This window comes from Streptomyces cylindrosporus (assembly GCF_022698165.1).
Taxonomy (GTDB): Bacteria; Actinomycetota; Actinomycetes; order Streptomycetales; family Streptomycetaceae; genus Streptomyces; species Streptomyces cylindrosporus.
Genome location: NZ_JALDAY010000007.1, coordinates 296,185 through 309,882 on the forward strand (window position 1 = coordinate 296,185; position 13,698 = coordinate 309,882).

Annotated in this window: 15 protein-coding genes; 8 read left to right on the forward strand and 7 right to left on the reverse strand. The window is 71.6% G+C overall.

The window, feature by feature from the left end:
* The first annotated feature begins 139 nt into the window (after nucleotides 1-139).
* Nucleotides 140-820, forward strand: coding sequence for a hypothetical protein (locus MQP27_RS23970; protein ID WP_242767418.1), 681 nt, complete (start codon nucleotides 140-142; stop codon nucleotides 818-820).
* Between the two features lie 183 nt (nucleotides 821-1,003).
* Here the strand turns inward: MQP27_RS23970 and MQP27_RS23975 are convergent, their stop codons facing one another.
* Together MQP27_RS23975 and MQP27_RS23980 are read right to left on the reverse strand one after the other, a co-directional pair.
* Nucleotides 1,004-1,528 (reverse strand): flavoprotein, encoded by a 525-nt coding sequence (locus MQP27_RS23975; protein ID WP_242767420.1) that lies wholly within the window; start codon nucleotides 1,526-1,528, stop codon nucleotides 1,004-1,006.
* Nucleotides 1,529-1,559: 31 nt separating this feature from the next.
* Complete coding sequence (locus tag MQP27_RS23980; RefSeq protein ID WP_242767421.1) at nucleotides 1,560-2,021, reverse strand: nuclear transport factor 2 family protein; 462 nt, start codon at nucleotides 2,019-2,021, stop codon at nucleotides 1,560-1,562.
* Nucleotides 2,022-2,129: 108 nt separating this feature from the next.
* Between MQP27_RS23980 and MQP27_RS23985 the strand changes: the two genes are divergently transcribed.
* Nucleotides 2,130-2,678: a TetR/AcrR family transcriptional regulator gene (locus tag MQP27_RS23985; RefSeq protein WP_242767804.1), complete on the forward strand. Its 549-nt coding sequence runs from the start codon at nucleotides 2,130-2,132 to the stop codon at nucleotides 2,676-2,678.
* Nucleotides 2,679-2,681: 3 nt separating this feature from the next.
* On the opposite strand, the gene MQP27_RS23990 is transcribed toward MQP27_RS23985, so the two are convergent.
* The gene (locus MQP27_RS23990; protein ID WP_242767422.1) at nucleotides 2,682-2,888 is read right to left on the reverse strand and encodes a ferredoxin; all 207 of its coding nucleotides are present in this window, start codon (nucleotides 2,886-2,888) and stop codon (nucleotides 2,682-2,684) included.
* A 12-nt stretch (nucleotides 2,889-2,900) separates the two neighbouring features.
* Nucleotides 2,901-4,100, reverse strand: a complete 1,200-nt coding sequence (locus tag MQP27_RS23995) for a cytochrome P450 (RefSeq protein WP_242767423.1) — start codon at nucleotides 4,098-4,100, stop codon at nucleotides 2,901-2,903.
* A gap of 284 nt (nucleotides 4,101-4,384) precedes the next feature.
* On the opposite strand from MQP27_RS23995, the gene MQP27_RS24000 reads away from it, so the two are divergent.
* Nucleotides 4,385-4,837: a nitroreductase family deazaflavin-dependent oxidoreductase gene (locus MQP27_RS24000; RefSeq protein ID WP_242767424.1), complete on the forward strand. Its 453-nt coding sequence runs from the start codon at nucleotides 4,385-4,387 to the stop codon at nucleotides 4,835-4,837.
* Between the two features lie 58 nt (nucleotides 4,838-4,895).
* Here the strand turns inward: MQP27_RS24000 and MQP27_RS24005 are convergent, their stop codons facing one another.
* Nucleotides 4,896-5,876, reverse strand: coding sequence for a cation diffusion facilitator family transporter (locus MQP27_RS24005; protein WP_242767425.1), 981 nt, complete (start codon nucleotides 5,874-5,876; stop codon nucleotides 4,896-4,898).
* A gap of 95 nt (nucleotides 5,877-5,971) precedes the next feature.
* On the opposite strand from MQP27_RS24005, the gene MQP27_RS24010 reads away from it, so the two are divergent.
* Together MQP27_RS24010 and MQP27_RS24015 are read left to right on the forward strand one after the other, a co-directional pair.
* Entirely contained in the window at nucleotides 5,972-6,985 is a 1,014-nt protein-coding gene (locus MQP27_RS24010) for a glutathione S-transferase family protein (RefSeq protein WP_242767426.1), read from the forward strand.
* Complete coding sequence (locus tag MQP27_RS24015; RefSeq protein WP_242767428.1) at nucleotides 6,982-7,317, forward strand: DUF4235 domain-containing protein; 336 nt, start codon at nucleotides 6,982-6,984, stop codon at nucleotides 7,315-7,317. Before MQP27_RS24010 ends, MQP27_RS24015 begins: the two co-directional genes overlap by 4 nt.
* A gap of 9 nt (nucleotides 7,318-7,326) precedes the next feature.
* On the opposite strand, the gene MQP27_RS24020 is transcribed toward MQP27_RS24015, so the two are convergent.
* Both MQP27_RS24020 and MQP27_RS24025 read right to left on the reverse strand, forming a co-directional pair.
* Nucleotides 7,327-7,719 (reverse strand): VOC family protein, encoded by a 393-nt coding sequence (locus MQP27_RS24020; protein ID WP_242767430.1) that lies wholly within the window; start codon nucleotides 7,717-7,719, stop codon nucleotides 7,327-7,329.
* A gap of 76 nt (nucleotides 7,720-7,795) precedes the next feature.
* Entirely contained in the window at nucleotides 7,796-8,497 is a 702-nt protein-coding gene (locus MQP27_RS24025) for a TetR/AcrR family transcriptional regulator (RefSeq protein ID WP_242767431.1), read from the reverse strand.
* Between the two features lie 132 nt (nucleotides 8,498-8,629).
* Between MQP27_RS24025 and MQP27_RS24030 the strand changes: the two genes are divergently transcribed.
* From MQP27_RS24030 to MQP27_RS24040, 3 genes are all read left to right on the forward strand, one after another.
* Nucleotides 8,630-10,132 carry an APC family permease gene (locus tag MQP27_RS24030; protein ID WP_242767432.1) on the forward strand — a complete coding sequence of 501 codons (1,503 nt, stop codon included), beginning with the start codon at nucleotides 8,630-8,632 and terminating at the stop codon, nucleotides 10,130-10,132.
* A gap of 10 nt (nucleotides 10,133-10,142) precedes the next feature.
* A complete protein-coding gene (locus MQP27_RS24035) occupies nucleotides 10,143-11,777 on the forward strand; it encodes an amidohydrolase (protein WP_242767433.1) in 1,635 nt (544 codons plus the stop codon).
* 179 nt (nucleotides 11,778-11,956) lie between these two features.
* A complete protein-coding gene (locus tag MQP27_RS24040; RefSeq protein ID WP_242767434.1) occupies nucleotides 11,957-13,663 on the forward strand; it encodes a hypothetical protein in 1,707 nt (568 codons plus the stop codon).
* Nucleotides 13,664-13,698: the final 35 nt, after the last annotated feature.

The window sequence follows — 13,698 nt, forward strand, 5'->3', positions numbered from 1 at the left end:
GCCGCTCGCCCTGATCACCCCCGCGTGGGGCAGCCCCGCCCCGGCATCAGCGCCGGCACCGACACCGGCAGCTGATGGGCCGTCAACCATGTGTGCTGCGGCGGGAGTTCTGCGAGGCGCCTACGGGCAGAAGGGCTCCGTGAGTCTCTGCGCGGGCAGCGGCAGCCCGGTCATGGCCGTGTCGGCGCCCGCGACCTGCCGCCGGCTCGGGTCGGCCGACGGGCTCGCCTGTCTCACCTCGGGCACGTGGACCGCGCGGCGGGACGGCGAGGTGGTCGCCTCGGGACGGCTGCCGGGGTCGGGCGAGTACCCCGGTCCGGGGACGTACGACGTGGAGGCCGAGGTCCGGGTGCGGTCCGTGCCCGCCGGCCTGGACCTGCACGGCACCGTGCACGCCAAGCTGACCTTGACCTCGCCCAAGCCGCCGGCCACGCACCGCATCGAGGTCGACCACGGCACCCTGCGACGCGGCTCGGCGACCACACTGACGTACCAGATCCACCGCGACAGCGAACAGGGCGACGGCAGCGCGCGCTTCGGACTGATCGGCGAGGAGGGCTCCGGAGTGGAGCTGACCACGGACGACCCGCGCTGCGTGAACCCGCTCATCGGCCGTTACCCGGCCACGACCCGTCAGACGCACGCCCTCGACTGCGCCCTCACCGACCTCCAGCCGGGGCACCCCGCGACCGTCGTCGTACGGGCGGTGGTGAAGGACTCGTGCTCCACGGTCGTGTCGAAGCTGGGGTACTGGATGCCGCAGGGGCAGGCGCTCTACACGGGCGGCATGCTGGCGGGACCGACCGTCGGCTGCGCCTAGGGCCTGTCCGGCGGATCATGTCGCAGACGCGGGATCTGGCACGCCGATCTGCGGCGTTGTCGTCGGTCGCCGACGCTCCGCGTCGACTCCCTCCTCCGCCTTGCAGCTCGACGCACCAGACCCCGCTCACCGGCACCGATGAGTCACCGCTGCTTTCCTGCGACCTGATCCGCCGGACAGGCCCTAGAGCAGATCGAGCGCCCGCTCCCAGCCGAACTCCGGCCGGATCCCGTCCTCCCCCGCCTCGCCGGAGTACGGCTCCCCGAACCGCACACCCATCCCGCGCAGCCGGACCATGCTCTCCCGGTACGCGGGGTGGGCCGCCAACGCGTCGGCCACGCACGGGAGTACGGCGACCGGGACGCCCAGGCCGTACGTCTCGCAGAGGGTGGCGACGGCGAGGGTGTCGGCGAGGCCCGCTGCCCACTTGTTGACGGTGTTGAAGGTGGCCGGCGCGACGACGACCGCGTCCGGCGGCGGGAAGGGGCGCGGGTCCCCGGGGGTGCGCCAGGCCGAGCGTATGGGGCGGCCGGTCTGGGTGTGCACGGCGTCCGTGTCGAAGAAGCCGTTCATCGCCACCGGTGTCGCTATCACGCCGACCTCCCAGTCCCGCTCGTGCGCGGCGGTGATCAGCTCGCCGACCTCCGCGGCGATCCCGGCGGCGCAGACGACGACGTAGAGGAAGGGTTTCCCGGCCTGTTCGGTCATCCGGGCACCTTATGCGAGGGGGGCGGGCACCCTAGGCGAGGGGGAAGGACTGCCCGCGCTCGGCTTCCGGCCTCGGTCCGTGGATCCGGCGCTCCTTCTCCTCGATCGGCACGTCGTTGATGCTGGCCTCCCGGCGAGTCATCAGGCCGTGCTCGTCGAACTCCCACAGCTCGTTGCCGTACGAGCGCCACCACTGGCCGTCGGCGTCCCGGCACTCGTACTGGAAACGGACCGCGATGCGGTTGCCGTCGAACGCCCACAGGTCCTTGCGCAGCGCGTACTCCTGCTCGCGTGCCCACTTGGCGGTCAGCAGTTCGACGATCTCCGCGCGGCCGGTGACGAAGGTGGAGCGGTTGCGCCACACCGAGTCCTCGGAGTAGGCGAGCGCCACCTTGTGCGGGTCGCGGGTGTTCCAGGCGTCCTCGGCGGCCTGCACCTTCTGGGCGGCGGTCTCCCTGGTGAACGGGGGCAGGGGCGGGCGGTCGGCGGTCATGGGTCCTCCTCGGCTCGGAAGCAGCGGAGAACGTACGTTCTCCACTTGACTGCTACCGTAGGAGAACGCTCGTTCTCACGTCAAGGAGAGGTCGTACGCATGGCCGTCATGGACAGCGCAGCCGCGCGGGAGCAGGCGCTGGACGCCGCCGAGGAGCTGTTCTACGGGCGGGGCATCCAGTCCGTCGGCATGGACGACATCCGCGGCGCGTCGGGGGTCTCGCTCAAGCGGCTCTACCAGTTGTTCCCGGCCAAGGAGCAGCTGGTGGAGGCCTACCTGGAGCGGCGCGACGTGCGCTGGCGTGGGCGGCTCGCCGAGTTCGTGGCGCGGCGCGAGGACCCCGGGGAGCGGATCCTCGCGGTCTTCGAGTGGCTGGAGGGGTGGTTCGGCGAGGACGGCTTCCGGGGGTGCGCCTGGATAAATTCGTACGGCGAGCTCGGGGCGACCTCGGCCCGGGTGGCGGCCCAGGTACGGGCGCACAAGCAGGCGTTGCGGGACTATCTCGCCGGGCTGGTGGCGGACGCGGGGCTGCCCGGCACCGTGGCCGGGCAGCTGTTCCTGCTCGCCGAGGGCGCGATGGTCACCGCCGGCATCACCGGGAGCACCGAGCCCGCCCGTGTGGCGCGCGAGGCGGCCCGGACGCTCATGACCCGCTGACCGTCAGCCCTCCGACACGGTGATGGCCCCCACCGGGCAGGCCCGGGCCGCCTCCCGCACCATCGGGTCGCCGCCGCCGTCCTCGCGGCCCGGCAGCAGCGTGCTGAACCCGTCGTCGTCCTGGGTGAAGACGTTCGGGGCGGCCAGGGCGCACTGCCCGGCGCCGATGCAGACGTCCTTGTCGATCTCGATACGCGTGTCGGTGTGCATGCCTCGACCCTCTTACCAGGTCACGGGGAGTTCCAGCATCCCCTGGATCGTGTCGCCGGGTTTGAAGGGGATCTCGTCGGCCGGCGCGGCCAGGCGCAGCTCCGGCAGGCGGTGGAAGAGGGTGCGCAGGGCGATCTCCATCTCGGCGCGGGCCAGGTTCTGGCCGAGGCACTGGTGGATGCCGAAGCCGAACGCGACATGGTGGCGGGCCGGCCGGTGCCAGTCGATGGCGTCGGGTTCGGCGTAGACGTCCTGGTCGCGGTTGATGACCGAGGTGGAGAAGACCACCCCGTCGCCCGCGCGGATCGTCGTGCCGCCGGCCTCGATGTCCTCGGTGGCCCGGCGCAGCAGCCCGTCGGCGATGGACAGCATGCGCATCAGCTCCTCGACCGCGGCGGGCAGCAGCTCCGGGTCGGCGCGCAGCTCGGCGAGTTTCTCCGGGTGCTGGAGGAGGGTGAAGGTGCCGAGGGAGATCATGTTGGCGGTCGTCTCATGGCCGGCGACCAGCAGGATGGTCGCGAACGAGACCACCTCCTGACGGTCGATGACCCCTTCGCGCAGCTGCTGGTGGACGAGTTCGTCGAGCACGCCCTCGCCGGGCTCCGGCTGCTTCTGCTTGCGGTCGATCAACTCCTCGAAGTAGGCGTCGAGTTGATTGCGCGCGTCCTGCACGTCCTCGACCGCCGGGCCGCGCAGCAGGCGGCGGGACTGCGCCTCGAAGAAGTCGTGGTCGGCGTAGGGGACGCCGAGCAGGGCGCAGATCACCATGGAGGGCACGGGCAGTGCGAAGGCGTTCACCAGCTCGGCGGGCGGCCCCTGCGCGACCATCGCGTCGATGCGTTCGTCGACGATCCGCTGGATCCGCGGGCGCAGTTCCTGGGCTCGTCGGAGGGTGAAGCTGGGCACCATCATCCGCCGCTGGGTGCGGTGCTTCGGGTCGTCGACGCCGAGCATGGCAACCCTCCGGTTCTTGACCGCGGAGAACCGCTCGGTGGGCGAGGGGAAGTCGGGGTGGGTGCGGTCGGTCGACAGGCGCTGGTCGGCGAGCAGTTCGCGGGCGAGGGCATGACCGGTCACCAGCCAGGCCGGACGGCCGTCGTACAGCGTGATCCGGGCCAGCGGGCGGGCGGCGCGCAGCGGGTCGTAGGCGGTGGGCGGGTGATAGGGGCAGGTCCGGTCCTGGGGGAAGGCGACGGGTTCCGTTTCCGTCATGGGAGACCTCGCAGACGAAGGGTGCGTCGTGCAGATCTTCATTAGATGCCCGAGGCATCTATAGGGCACCGAGAAGTTCGGCCAGATCGGTGGTGCGGCCGATCTGGCCGGGGATGCTCGCTCACGCACCGGAACGGCCGCCGGACCGGCGGCCGGACCCGCCCGGTTCCGGGTGAATCTGGCGCGATATGTGCGGGCCGGGTGGCGGGTGGCGGATGAAACGCGTCCGGTTCGGTGTTGAGTGGAAGCGATCAGCCGTACGACTCGACGATGGGACGGATGCCATGCCTCTTGAGGGCGAGTACGAACCGAGCCCGACGCAGTGGGTGCGTGACCAGGTGGAGCTGTACGAGAGCTCCGGTGGGACCAAGGGGACGACCCTGATGGACACGGGAATGCCGGTCATCGTGCTCACGACCCGCGGTGCGAAGAGCGGCAAGATCCGCAAGACACCGCTGATGCGGGTCGAGCACGAGGGCAGCTACGCGGTGGTGGCCTCGCAGGGCGGGGCGCCCAAGCACCCGGTCTGGTACCACAACGTCAAGGGGGATCCGCGGGTCGAGCTCCAGGACGGGCCGGTGAAGCAGGACATGAGGGCCCGTGAGGTCACCGGCGCGGAGAAGGCCGAGTGGTGGGAGCGTGCCGTCGCGGCCTATCCCCCGTACGCCGACTACCAGAAGAAGACGGACCGGGAGATCCCGGTCTTCGTGCTGGAGCCGGTCGCCGGGGGCGAGTGAGCCGGGAAAAATCTTCCGGCGCGGGTGCATGAACCCGTTGGTGCCGGGAAGCCGTGCGTCAGGCCCCGCCGCGTTCCCCCGTCGCGGCGGGGCTTTCCCGTGCCTCGCCGGCCGGCCGGTCGGTGATGTCGAGGAAGATCTGGTCCGCCTCGGGGACGGTCTCGGAGACGGTCCGCTTGATGCGGACGGCGACCTCCTCGACCCGTTCGCTGTCCAGGCCGGGCATCAGGTCGACGCGGGCGGCCACCAGGGCCGTGTCGAGGCCCGTCTTCATGGTGAACAGCGCCTCCACGCTGTCGATCTCGGGCTGCTCGGCGAGCAGGTCCCGGATCCGGTCGGCCGCCTCGGCGTCGGCGGCCTGGCCGATCAGCTGGTCGCGGGCCTCCCGGCCCAGGGTGTAGGCGACGTAGACGAGCAGCGCTCCGATCGCGAGCGAGGCCGACGCCTCCCAGACCACCTGCCCGGTGACCATGTGCAGGACCATGCCGACGGCGGCCACCGTGACGCCGAGCACCGCGGTGCCGTCCTCGGCGACCACCGTGCGCAGCGCCGGGTCGCGCAGGCCCCCCTTGCCGCCCTGCCGGCGCACCTGGTGCAGGGCCCGCAGCAGCGAGACGCCCTCGGCGACGAAGGCGACGCCCAGCACGATCAGACCGGCCACATAGCCGCTGAGCTTCTCCTCGGCGCCGTTGCGCAGCGCCTCGAAGCCCTGGAAGAAGGAGAAGCAGCCGCCCATGACGAAGATCCCGACGGCCGCGAGCAACGACCAGAAGAAGCGCTCCTTGCCGTAGCCGAAGGGATGCCGTTTGTCGGCGGGGCGGCGGCTGCGGCGCAGCGCGGCCAGCAGGAAGACTTCGTTGAGGCTGTCGGCCACCGAGTGCGCGGCCTCCGACAGCAGGGCCGGGGAGCCGGCGAGCAGACCGCCGACTGCCTTGGCCACCGCGATCACCAGGTTGGCGGTGAGGGCCACCAGCACGGTGACCCTGGTGCGCCGGTCCGCCTTCTTCTTCGCATGCTTGTCTGAGGTTGTCCCGCTCACCTTCGCCGACTGCCCCGCTCGGATCGGCTCACACCGTGCGGACGACGGAATTCGGGGAACGCGGCAGTCAGAAGAGCACTTCGCAGGGAGGCACCATGGGCGGCGGGGGCAACGACACGTACGGCAGGAAGGCGTTCAAGCGGTCCAAGAGCCACTTCACGGACCGGATCACCGCGGACGGCCGGGACGGCTGGCCGGTGGCGGCGGACCGCTACCGGCTGATCGTCAGCCGGGCCTGTCCGTGGGCGAGCCGGGCGGTGATCTCACGGCGGCTGCTCGGCCTGGAGGGCGCTCTGTCGATGGCGATCGCCGACCCGATCCAGGACGACCGCAGCTGGCGCTTCACCCTCGACCCGGACGGCCGCGACCCGGTGCTCGGCATCCGCTACCTCGCCGAGGCCTACGACAGGCGGGAGACCGGCTACCCGGGCGGGGTCAGCGTCCCGGCGATCGTCGACGTCCCGAGCGGGAAGCTGGTCACCAACGACTACCAGCAGCTGACGCTCGACCTCGCCACCGAGTGGACCGCGCTGCACCGCGACGGTGCCCCCGACCTGTACCCGCGCGAGCTGCGCGACGAGATCGACACAGTGATGGCCGACGTCTACGAGGACGTCAACAACGGTGTCTACCGGGCGGGTTTCGCCACCGGCCAGGAGGAGTACGAGGCCGCCTGCGCCGGTGTCTTCCGGCGCCTGGAGCTGCTCGAACCGCGCCTGGCCCGGCAGCGCTATCTCGTCGGCGACACGATCACCGAGGCGGACATCCGGCTGTTCACCACCCTGGTCCGCTTCGACGCCGTCTACCACGGCCACTTCAAGTGCAACCGCTGGAAGCTGGCGGAGAACCCGGTGCTGTGGGCGTACACCCGTGACCTCTACCAGACGCCCGGCTTCGGTGACACCGTCGACTTCGACCACATCAAACGGCACTACCACCAGGTCCACACCGGCATCAATCCGACCCGGATCGTGCCCCTGGGACCCGACCTGTCCGGCTGGCTCGCACCCCACCACCGGGAGGAGCTGGGCGGGCGGCCGTTCGGCGACGGGACACCGCCGGGGCCCGTGCCCGCGGGCGAGGCGGTGCCCCCGCAGGGGCGTCCATGACAACGAAGGAGGCGCACGTGGCCAAGAACAAGAAGAGCGGGAAGAAGCTGAAGCTGCCCCTCGCCTACAAGCCGCTCGGCTTCGCCATGGGATGGCTGAGCGGGGCGGTGGCGGGGCTCGCCTTCCGCAAGACCTGGATGGCGATACGGCACGAGGAGGACGCCCCCGACGCGCTGGACCGGGACCGTGGCTGGGGGGAGATCCTGCTGGCCGCCGCGGTCCAGGGGGCGATCTTCGCCGTGGTGCGCAGTGCCGTGGACCGCGGCGGCGCGAAGGCCATCGAGCGCTCGACCGGCGTCTGGCCGGCCGACGACAAGGGCGGCCGGGACTGACGCCGGGGCTCAGCCCTGCTTGGGCGCCGTCGGGGTGACGCGGCGCAGGGTGAAGGAGTGGCCCGCCGGGTCCGCGTAGCCGCGCGTCTCGAACGGCCCGGACGCGTCCTTGGTCTCCAGCGGACGCCCGCCGAGCTCCACCACCTTGCGCTCCGCCTCGTCCAGATCCGTCACGACGAACTCCAGGTGCGCCTGGAGGGAGTTCTCGGGGCGCGGCCAGCTCGGCGGCGTGGCGTTCACATCGCGGCGGAAGGCCAGCCGGGTGCCGTCGGCGCCCCTGATCTCCACGCGGTTGGCGGACGCGTCGGTCTCCTCGGCGTCCATGAACTCCTTGTAGAACACGGCGAGTTTCTCGGGCTCGGCGCAGTCCAGCACCACGAAGCCCGCTTCCACCACTGGCATGTCTCCTCCGAACGGTCCGGGGGCGGCACGGTCGTGCCGCGCGCCCGCACCTCCCGGATATCCAGCTCCGGCCGTTTCAGTCCGCGACCAGCCGTGCACGCGCCGCGCTGAGCAGCAGGTCCAGGGCGGCCGGATAGGAGGTGCGCCGCATGTCCGCGACCAGATGGCGGGCGGTCGCGGCGATGTGCGGATGGGTGTCGGCGGGCAGCCGGGCGTAGGTCGCCCGCCACACGTCGTCCTCCGCCTCCTGGGCAGGCCTCGGCATCGCGGCGCTCGCCCCGTCCAGGGCGCCGAAGGCGAGGGCCTGGTCGACGAAGGCGTGATAGACGCGCACCGCCTCGGCGTCGGGGAAACCGGCCCCGCGCAGCACCCCCAGGATGGTCTCGACGGCCTGGATCTCGTACGCCCGCCCGGTCACCCGGTAGGAACTCAGCACCGCCGCCCGGGGGTGCGCGAGAGCCCCTGCGTGCATGCGCAGGCCGAGGTCGCGCAGGTCGGCGACCCAGTCGCCGGTGGGTCGCCAGGTGCGCATCGTGCGGCCGATGAGTTCGTCCGCGATGGCCAGCATCAGGTCGTCGGTGTGCCGGAAGTACCGGTAGAGGGAACTGGGGTCGGCGCCCAGGGCGCGGCCGAGGCGGCGCACGGACAGGGCGTCGGCGCCGTGCTCCTCGATCAGCCGCAGGGCGGTCTCGACGATCAGTTCCTCGGACAGGACCACGCCCTGCTTGGTGGGGCGCCTGCGCCGCCGGGCGGCGGGCGGGACGACGCGCTCGCTCATGGACTGCCTCCCTGGGGCCGACGCCGGTGCCCGCACCTTATGACAACACCGTTGACCTGTTAAGTCCCCGGGCAGTTTCATGTCCGTTCACCGGGGCCGACCAGGCCCCCTGGTGCGAGCGGAGACCCGCCCATGTCCGACCAGCCCTTCGGCGCAGACCCTCCGGCGCGGCCCGCGCTGCGCAAGTCCCTCGGCGTCCTCGACGGCGTCGCCATCGCCGCGTCCAGCACGGCCGCGACCACCAGCATCGGCATCGGGCTGGGTGTCACGGCCGGTGTGGTCGGCCTCCATCTGCCGGCGATCATGCTGCTGGCGTTCCTGCCGGTGCTGGGCATCGCGGGCGCCTTCTCGCGGCTGAACAAGGTGGAGCCGAACGCGGGCAACGGCTATGTGTGGGTGGGCCGTTCGCTCAGCCCCTGGCTCGGCTTCATGGTCGGCTGGGTGAACATCGTGGCAACGGTGGCCTTCCTGGCGTACACCACCGCGGTCACCGGCTCGGCGCTGATCCAGCTGGCCGGGAAGGCCGGGCTGCACCGCGTGGCCGGGCTCGACCTGGACCCGGGATCCACCGCGCAGACCACCGCCGTCGGCATCGTGGTGCTGGTCGCGGTCACCCTCACCGCCGTCACGGGCATCCGCACCGCCGCCAGGCTGCAGACGGGGCTGCTGGTCTTCGAGTACGTCGTGCTGCTCGGCTTCTGCGGCTACGGCATCGTGCACGGCCCGCACGCCTTCAGCCTGAGCTGGTTCGACCCGTTCGCGATCCCGTCGGCGTCGGCGCTGGCCCAGGGCATGCTGCTGTCGGTGTTCTGCTACTGGGGCTTCGAGGCCGCGTTCAGCATCAACGAGGAGGTGCGCGAGCCGCGGGACGCCTCCCGCGCCGGGTTCATCACCCTGCTCACCATGCTGGGGCTGTTCCTGCTCGGCTCGATCGCCTTCCAACGGGTGCTGTCGGAGGGCGAGTTGGCCGGGCACGGCGCCGAGGGGCTGGCGTACTTCGGGGACCGGCTCGCCGCCGAGCCGCTGGCCGTGCTGCCGCTCGTGGCGCTGATGTTCTCGGCCGTGGCCTCGCTGCAGGCCGGGGTGATCCCGACGGCCCGGGCGATGTTCGCGATGAGCCGGGACCGTACGCTCGGGCCGGTGTGGGCCAAAGTCAGCCCCCGGTACGGCACCCCGGCCTCGGGGACGCTGCTGATCGGCGCGCTGGCGGTGGCGGTCGCCGCACTGGCCCTGGTGATCCCCCGGCTCGCGGACATGATCATGGCGACGGTGAGCGCGGTGGGCATCGTGGTCGCCCTGTCGTACGCGCTGACGGCGCTCGCGGCGGCCGTGCGCTTCCGCTCGCTGCTGCGCGAGGACTGGCGCCAGGGAGTACGGGCCGTGGTGCTGCCCACGCTGAGCGCTCTCGCCCTGCTCGGCCTCGGCGGCTATCTCGGCTGGTCCTTCTACACCTCCACCGACCATCTCGAACTCCGCGCGGACAACGGCTGGTTCCTGCTGCTCACCCCCCTGGCGATGATCGCGTCCGGCTTCGTGGCCGCCGCGTGGGCCCGCTGGGTGCGCAGGTCGCCGTACTTCCGCACGGGCCAGGGCACCGACGCGGACGCCCCGGCCCTGCTCCCGACACCCCACTAGGAAACGGACCATGCACGCAGATCTCCTGTTCACCGGCGGCCCCGTCCTCACCCCCGAGGGCCGCACCGCGACCGCCGTGGCCGTCACCGGCGACCGCATCACCGCCGTCGGCCACGACGAGGTCCTGGATCTCGCGGGGCCGCGGACCCGAGTGGTGGACCTGGCCGGGCGGCTGCTGCTGCCCGGCTTCCAGGACGCGCACGTCCATCCGATCCCGGCGGGCCTGGAACTGAGCCAGTGCGACCTGACCGGGGCGCGGACCGCCGGCGAGACGGTCGCCGCCGTGCGCGCGTACGCCGACGCGCATCCCGGGCGGGAGTGGATCCTCGGCGGCGGCTGGTCGATGGAGGCCTTCGAGGGCGGTACGCCGACGAAGGAGCTGCTGGACGCGGTGGTGCCCGACCGGCCGGTCTACCTGCCCAACCGCGACCATCACGGCGCCTGGGTCAACAGCCGTGCCCTGGAGCTGGCCGGGATCACGAAGGACACGCCGGACCCGGCCGACGGACGTATCGAGCGGGACGCCACCGGCGAACCCGGTGGCACACTCCAGGAGGGGGCGATGCAGCTCGTCGGGCGGCTCACCCCGCCGGCCACCGCGGCCGACCGGCTGGCGGCCCTGCTGCACGCGCAGCGCCATCTGCACGCGCTCGGCATCACGGCCTGGCAGGACGCGCTCGTCGGGGACTTCCTCGGCATGGACGACCCGTCGGGGGCGTATCTCGCGGCCGTACGGGACGGCTCGCTGACCGCGCGGGTGGTCGGCGCGCTGTGGTGGGACCGTGAGCGCGGGGCCGAGCAGATACCCGAACTCGTGGAGAAGCGGGCCGAGTTGAGCCGCGGCCGGTTCCGGGCGACCAGTGTCAAGCTGATGCTGGACGGGGTCGCCGAGAACGGCACGGCCGCGCTGCTCGATCCGTACCTGGACCGGTGCGGCTGCGCCACCGCCAACCGCGGCAAGAGCTTCATCGACGCCGGTCAACTCCCCAAGTACGTCACCGAGTTGGACGCGCTCGGCTTCCAGTGCCACTTCCACGCGCTGGGCGACCGGGCCGTACGCGACGCACTGGACGCGATCGGGGCGGCGCGGGCCGCGAACCGGCCGAACGACACGCGGCCGCATCTGGCGCACCTTCAGGTCGTGCACCCCGACGACGTGCCACGTTTCGCCGAGTTGGGGGCCACGGCGAACATCCAGCCGCTGTGGGCCGCGCACGAACCGCAGATGGACGAGCTGACGATTCCCTTCCTCGGCTCGCAACGGGCCGCCTGGCAGTACCCGTTCGGCGCTCTGCTGCGCTCCGGCGCCACGCTGGCGGCGGGCAGCGACTGGCCGGTCAGCAGCCCCGACCCGCTCCAGGGGATCCATGTCGCGGTCAACCGCGTCGAGCCCGGCGCCGACGGCGCCCGCGTCTTCCTGCCCGCCGAACGCATCACTCTCACCGAGGCGTTGACCGCCTACACGGCCGGATCGGCGTACGTGAACCACCTCGACGACACCGGCCGGATCCAGGTGGGTGCGCTGGCGGATCTCGTGGTCCTCGACCGCGACCCGTTCGACGGGCCGCCGGAGGCGATCGCGGAGACGCGCGTGGCACTGACCTATGTGGGAGGGGAGGGAGTATACGCAGCTCACGAGGCGTGAGCAGTAACGGAGATCACGGCGAGGTCACGCGTAGATCATTTACGCTCAGGGCAGCCTCGTACCGCTTCTCGATTCAACTTTCGTTCGCAGAAGCTGAGTTCGAGGGCGCGGGTGGCCATTTCGGCCACCCGTTCGCAGGGGCGGGGGGCTCTGCATCGTCGTCTCCCGGAAGGAAGCACATGCCTCAGGACGTCACGTTCGATCTCCCCCTCGACAGCCCCGGCAGCAGAGTCGACCCCACGGAGGCGGCCGGCGCCCTGGCCCGCCTCTTCGTGGAACGTGTCAAGGGGAGCACGGACGAGTACCGCGGTTGCCAGAGCGCCGCTCGGCAGCGGCTGGACGCCCTCGGCTCACCGAACTTCAGCACCACGCTCCGGGTGGACGGAGCCCTCCATCTGGCGCGGCCCGCGTTCCTGCCCCCCGACGAGGAGGGCCACGCCCGGCTGCGGCGTCTCAACACCAGCCTGGACATGATCGAAGCCGCCTTCCCTCAGGTCGGCAACGATGTCGAGGTGTGCCGGCTGACCTGCGCGATGCTGGAAGGGGCCTGGCGGAGCCGGGCGCTCGCCCCGCCGCGCGAGCAGGAGCGGACGACCGCCTGCTCCTGCCCTCTGTGCCGCCGGCTGCCCACTCCCCCGGCACGGACGCTCGACGACTACCGCTGGCGGCAGAGCGCCGGCCGTCCCCTGCGCGTCAAGACCTGGCCCTACCGCCGGGAACTCGACAGCGTGCTGACCGGCGGCTGGTCCTGGACCCGGCAGATGAACGACCTGGAGCGGGACCTCGGCCACCGCCACCGCTTCGAGGACGACATCCTCGTGTTCCACGAGTACAAACGCGTCATCGAGACCATCGACACGACACGCCTGACCCAGCACGTCGAAGGCCGCCTGGCCGAGAACTTCAGCACCAACAGCGCACGTGCCCTGGTCTCCGGACTCTTCTCGGCCCACAAGCGGTCCGTCGACGAGTACTGGCTCCGGCAGCACCACGCGGGCAACGTCACGCTCCCCCAGAGCAACCCGCTCGACCAGAGCACCTACTCCGTCCTGCAGATGCTGGACTGCCTGTTCTGGCACGTCGCGCCCGACTCCGAGCTCTGGCAGGAGGAGAACCTAGCCTCCCTGCTGCTGTGCCGCGCCATCGACGACATGGCCGACGTCCGGGCCGACGCCCTCACCGGCGAGATAAGCAACTTCTGGCTCGCCGACATGCCCACCCACACCAAGGCCCTCTACGCCGCGTGCGCGATAGCCATCGTCAAGTACGGCTGCATGCCCGAGGCGCACACGCCGATGTGGAACACCTGGCTGATGACCACCACCATCGTCTGGATGGGGCTGACGGGCCGCCACGCCCTGTGGTTCGACGGCATCACCCAGGGCCTGCCACCGGCCGAGGCCTGCCCGCTCTGCGACCTGCAGCCCAACTCGTGCAGCGGCATCCTCACCCACGGCACGGACCTGACCATCGCCCCGCGGCCCACCGTGCCCGAACTGAGCACCCGGGCCGCCGAGTTGTCCGCGCGCTGCCGGGCCGAGTTCCCCCGCACCTGGTCCCTCCTCGACACCGAGCTGCACGCCTTCGAAGCGATACACGGCCCCTGGTACGGCAACGTCGACAGCGCGTGGGAGATCCTGCGCCGCACCTACATGGCCGCCGTGGAGGCATCAGCCGCGGCGGCGTCCACGGACCGCGCCCGTCAGGTCCAGCAGGACGCCGGAGCGGTCGGATCCGAGATGTTCCACACCCTGCACGACCCGCGGACCGGCAGGGAGGACACCGCCCTGCTCGCCTACATGTTCGGCGCCGCCCACCCGCACTTCCTCTGGAACGCCACGGGATACCGTCCCACCGGCGTCACGGGCGACTGGCTCGACGGCTGACGCCGGCGGCCTGCGGAGACGCCGCTGCCCGGCCG

Excerpts from the sequence above, each read along its gene's own strand:
- MQP27_RS24025 (WP_242767431.1), bottom strand. The coding sequence starts at position 8,497 with ATGAGCGAGCGCGTCGTCCCGCCCGCCGCCCGGCGGCGCAGGCGCCCC.
- MQP27_RS24000 (WP_242767424.1), top strand. The coding sequence starts at position 4,385 with ATGCCTCTTGAGGGCGAGTACGAACCGAGCCCGACGCAGTGGGTGCGT.
- MQP27_RS23990 (WP_242767422.1), bottom strand. The coding sequence starts at position 2,888 with ATGCACACCGACACGCGTATCGAGATCGACAAGGACGTCTGCATCGGC.
- MQP27_RS24030 (WP_242767432.1), top strand. The coding sequence starts at position 8,630 with ATGTCCGACCAGCCCTTCGGCGCAGACCCTCCGGCGCGGCCCGCGCTG.
- MQP27_RS24020 (WP_242767430.1), bottom strand. The coding sequence starts at position 7,719 with ATGCCAGTGGTGGAAGCGGGCTTCGTGGTGCTGGACTGCGCCGAGCCC.
- MQP27_RS24040 (WP_242767434.1), top strand. The coding sequence starts at position 11,957 with ATGCCTCAGGACGTCACGTTCGATCTCCCCCTCGACAGCCCCGGCAGC.
- MQP27_RS23980 (WP_242767421.1), bottom strand. The coding sequence starts at position 2,021 with ATGACCGCCGACCGCCCGCCCCTGCCCCCGTTCACCAGGGAGACCGCC.
- MQP27_RS24010 (WP_242767426.1), top strand. The coding sequence starts at position 5,972 with ATGGGCGGCGGGGGCAACGACACGTACGGCAGGAAGGCGTTCAAGCGG.
- MQP27_RS24035 (WP_242767433.1), top strand. The coding sequence starts at position 10,143 with ATGCACGCAGATCTCCTGTTCACCGGCGGCCCCGTCCTCACCCCCGAG.
- MQP27_RS23975 (WP_242767420.1), bottom strand. The coding sequence starts at position 1,528 with ATGACCGAACAGGCCGGGAAACCCTTCCTCTACGTCGTCGTCTGCGCC.
- MQP27_RS23985 (WP_242767804.1), top strand. The coding sequence starts at position 2,130 with ATGGACAGCGCAGCCGCGCGGGAGCAGGCGCTGGACGCCGCCGAGGAG.
- MQP27_RS23995 (WP_242767423.1), bottom strand. The coding sequence starts at position 4,100 with ATGACGGAAACGGAACCCGTCGCCTTCCCCCAGGACCGGACCTGCCCC.
- MQP27_RS24015 (WP_242767428.1), top strand. The coding sequence starts at position 6,982 with ATGACAACGAAGGAGGCGCACGTGGCCAAGAACAAGAAGAGCGGGAAG.